We start from the raw sequence: 3251 nt of genomic DNA on the forward strand, positions 1-3251 counted from the left end.
TTGTACCAGTTGATAAACAGGCGCACGTCTTCGCCGGTCGCCGTCGAACTGCGGTTGTGGTACAGGGAATAGGTGTAGCGCGGGATATTTAGGCCTCCGTGACGTCGTCGGTCACTTCGAAGTGGCCGTACGCACCCGAGCCGCGGGCGTGCACCACGCGCTCCGGGATGCGCTCGCGGTTGAAGCGCGCCAGCTTCTCCAGCAGATGCTGGTCCTGGAGCAGGAGTGGGCCGCCGACGCCGGCGGTGGCGGAGTTCTGGTTGTCGGCGACGGGGGCGCCGGACTCGGTGGTGAGCACGCGCTGCGACATCGTGACCTTCCGTACGAGAGAGCAGCGGAAATATCTTTCCGCTTTGTGGAGCCTAGGGTCGGGGTGGGCGGAGCGTCAACAGATTGTTGAAGCGGTGGGCATGGCTGGTTCCGGACGGCGCCGCCCCTTTGGGCGCGACAGGACAGGTGTCAGCGGCGGCGCCGCCCGGGGCCCGGGGACCCCCGGGGCTACGAGGGTCGGGGGAGGGTCAGACCTGCGCGCCGGAGAGCCGCTCCACGGCCCGCAGCAGCGCCGAGTGGTCGAGGCCGCCGTCGCCCTGCGCGCGCAGGGACGCGACCAGCTGGGCGACCACGGCGCCGACGGGCAGGGCCGCGCCGACGTTGCGGGCGGCGTCGGTGACGATGCCCATGTCCTTGTGGTGCAGGTCGATCCGGAAGCCCGGCTTGAAGTCCCGGCCGAGGAAGTTGTCCTTCTTGCGGGCCAGCACGGTCGAGCCGGCGAGCCCGCCGTCCAGGACGTCCAGCGCCGCCTTCAGGTCCACGCCGGACTTCTCCAGGAACACCACGGCCTCGGCGCACGCCTGGATGTTCACGGCGACGATCAGCTGGTTGGCGGCCTTCACGGTCTGGCCGGAGCCGTGCGGACCGCACAGCACGATGGTCTTGCCGAGCGCATCGAGGATCGGCTTCGCGGTGTCGAAGTCGGCCTGCTCACCGCCGACCATGATGGACAGCACGGCCTCGACGGCACCGGCCTCACCGCCGGAGACCGGGGCGTCCAGGACGCGGATGCCCTTGTCCTCGGCGGCCTTCGCCAGGTCGACCGAGGTCTGCGGGGTGATCGAGGACATGTCGATCAGCAGCGCGCCGGACCGCGCGTTCTCCAGGATGCCGTCCGGGCCGTAGGCGATGGCCTCGACCTGCGGGGAGGCCGGGACCATCGTGATGACGACGTCGGCGTCCGCCACGGCCTCGGCGATCGAACCGGCCGCGGTGCCGCCGGCGGCGGCCAGCCGGTCCAGCTTGTCCTGCTCCAGCGTGAAGCCGGTGACCTGGTAGCCCGCCTTGATCAGGTTCTCCGACATGGGGGAGCCCATGATGCCGAGGCCGATCCAGGCGATCGCCGGGCGGGTCGGGTGGGAGGAAGCTGCAAGGTTGCTCATGATGGGGTGCCTTTCGGTGCGGGGTCAGCGGGAGAGCCAGTCGAAGGCCTCGGCGCTCGGGCGGTCGCCCGGCTTGTACTCGAGGCCGACCCAGCCGTCGTAGCCCGCCTTCTTCAGCTGGTCGAGGAGGTCTTCGAGGGGCAGCGAGCCCGTGCCCGGCGCGCCGCGTCCCGGGTTGTCGGCGATCTGCACATGGCCCGTCTTCGAGGCGAACCGCGCGATCACCGCCGGGAGGTCCTCGCCGTTCATGGACAGGTGGTAGAGGTCCATGAGGAAGCGGGCGTTGCCCAGCCCCGTCGCCTCGTTGACCCGGTCGACGACGGTCACGGCAGCCGGGGCCGACACCAGCGGGTATCGCGGGGACTCGGGCCGGTTCAGCGCCTCGATCAGCAGGACCGCGCCGATCCGGTCGGCGGCCCGGCCGGCGAGGACCAGGTTCTCCAGGGCGAGCGCGTCCTGCTCGGCCGGGTCCACGCCCTCGACGCGGTTGCCGTACAGCGCGTTGAGCGCCGTGCAGCCCAGGGAGGCGGCGAAGCCGGCGGCCACGTCGATGTTGGCACGGAACCGCTCCGACTCCTCGCCGGGGATCGACAGGGCGCCGCGGTCCGGGCCCGGGAGCTGTCCGGCGTAGAAGTTCAGGCCGGTGAGCTGGACACCGGCGTCCTCGATCGCGCCCTTCAGGGCGTCGAGTGCGGACCGCTCGGGGACCGGCGAGTCGACCCAGGGCCACCACAGCTCGACCGCGGTGAAGCCCGCCGCGGCGGCGGCCGCGGGGCGCTCCAGGAGGGGGAGCTCCGTGAAGAGGATCGACAGGTTGACGTTGAAGCGCTGGTCTGCGAATCCCATCGGGGCGGCGCTCCCTTCCTTGTCGGCGGTGGTACCTGCCTCTATTTCCCCGATATTCCGTATCGCGGAATACCATTTCTGCTTAACGGAAGATTGCCTGCGAGGTGCGAGGGCTGTCAAGAGGGGCTGCCGGAAAGTCCGTCCCGCGCGTTAGGTTGAGCGCGTGCGACTGAGAGTGGAGTTCACGACCGAGCCGTTCGACCTGGACGAGGCGCCCGCGCACGCGGTGGTGGCCCGCGAGGTCGTGGAGGCCGCCGAGCTGGACGCCGTGGACGTGGGCCCGTTCGGCAACACCGCGCAGGGCGGTGCCGACGCTGTCCTCACCGCCGTGGACGCCCTGCTCCGCAAGACCCTGGAGGCCGGCGCCACCCGGGTCTCGCTCCAGGTCAACGTGGTCGAGGAGGGCGAGGCGTGAGCGGCGCGGGCGACGAGCCGTTCATCGCGGCCGTGAAGCCCCTGGTCGACGCCATGGGCGGCGAGATGATCCCGCCCGACGAGGCCGGCCCCGACGACGTCGTCCTGGCCTGGGCGGGCAGGGACGCCGTGGCCGTACGGCTCCCCCAGCTCGCCGACTCCCTCGATCACATCCTGGCCGCCATGGAGCGCCGCAAGGGCATACCGCTGGCAGATCTGGACCGCAGGGCAAAGCAGGAGGTCGTGCGGATACTCGAGGCGCGCGGCGCCTTCTCCGTACGGCACGGGGTGGAGACCGTGGCGAGCGCCCTGGGTGTCAGCCGCTTCACCGTCTACAACTACCTCAACCGCGAGAAGGGGGCCTAGGGGGCTTCTGATGGATCTCCGCAGCGTCGCGACGCCCGGCACGCAGGCTCGCCGCACTGCGCGAAGGGGCAGGTGGCTCCGCCGCATGACCCTCCGCACCGCACGCCGATCGCACGCACCGAACGCCGCTCCTTCTCCTGCGGAGATCCATCAGAAGCCCCCTGACGCGCCGCGCCGCACGGGTCCGGTTTC

The 3251-nt window shown here is 70.9% G+C and carries 4 protein-coding genes and 1 pseudogene; 2 read left to right on the forward strand and 3 right to left on the reverse strand.

Annotated elements, in window-relative coordinates; translation table 11 throughout:
• Window positions 1-100 precede the first annotated feature (100 nt).
• From ABZ281_RS43530 to ABZ281_RS43540, 3 genes and pseudogenes are all read right to left on the reverse strand, one after another.
• Window positions 101-310, reverse strand: a pseudogene (locus ABZ281_RS43530) (catalase); the annotation flags it as partial.
• 208 nt (window positions 311-518) lie between these two features.
• A complete protein-coding gene (locus ABZ281_RS43535) occupies window positions 519-1433 on the reverse strand; it encodes a 2-hydroxy-3-oxopropionate reductase (RefSeq protein WP_356663705.1) in 915 nt (304 codons plus the stop codon).
• Between the two features lie 24 nt (window positions 1434-1457).
• A complete protein-coding gene (locus ABZ281_RS43540; RefSeq protein WP_356663707.1) occupies window positions 1458-2279 on the reverse strand; it encodes a TIM barrel protein in 822 nt (273 codons plus the stop codon).
• A gap of 163 nt (window positions 2280-2442) precedes the next feature.
• On the opposite strand from ABZ281_RS43540, the gene ABZ281_RS43545 reads away from it, so the two are divergent.
• On the forward strand, window positions 2443-2694 hold the full coding sequence (locus tag ABZ281_RS43545) for a hypothetical protein (protein ID WP_356663709.1): 252 nt from the start codon (window positions 2443-2445) through the stop codon (window positions 2692-2694).
• A complete protein-coding gene (locus ABZ281_RS43550; protein ID WP_356663711.1) occupies window positions 2691-3059 on the forward strand; it encodes a helix-turn-helix domain-containing protein in 369 nt (122 codons plus the stop codon). Before ABZ281_RS43545 ends, ABZ281_RS43550 begins: the two co-directional genes overlap by 4 nt.
• Window positions 3060-3251 lie beyond the last annotated feature (192 nt).

It is taken from the genome of Streptomyces sp. NPDC006265 (assembly GCF_040613555.1).
In the GTDB taxonomy this organism is placed as follows: domain Bacteria; phylum Actinomycetota; class Actinomycetes; order Streptomycetales; family Streptomycetaceae; genus Streptomyces.

What these genes read in the sequence shown, in the direction of transcription:
- ABZ281_RS43535 (WP_356663705.1), bottom strand. Translation starts at nt 1,433, where the DNA reads ATGAGCAACCTTGCAGCTTCCTCCCACCCGACCCGCCCGGCGATCGCC.
- ABZ281_RS43540 (WP_356663707.1), bottom strand. Translation starts at nt 2,279, where the DNA reads ATGGGATTCGCAGACCAGCGCTTCAACGTCAACCTGTCGATCCTCTTC.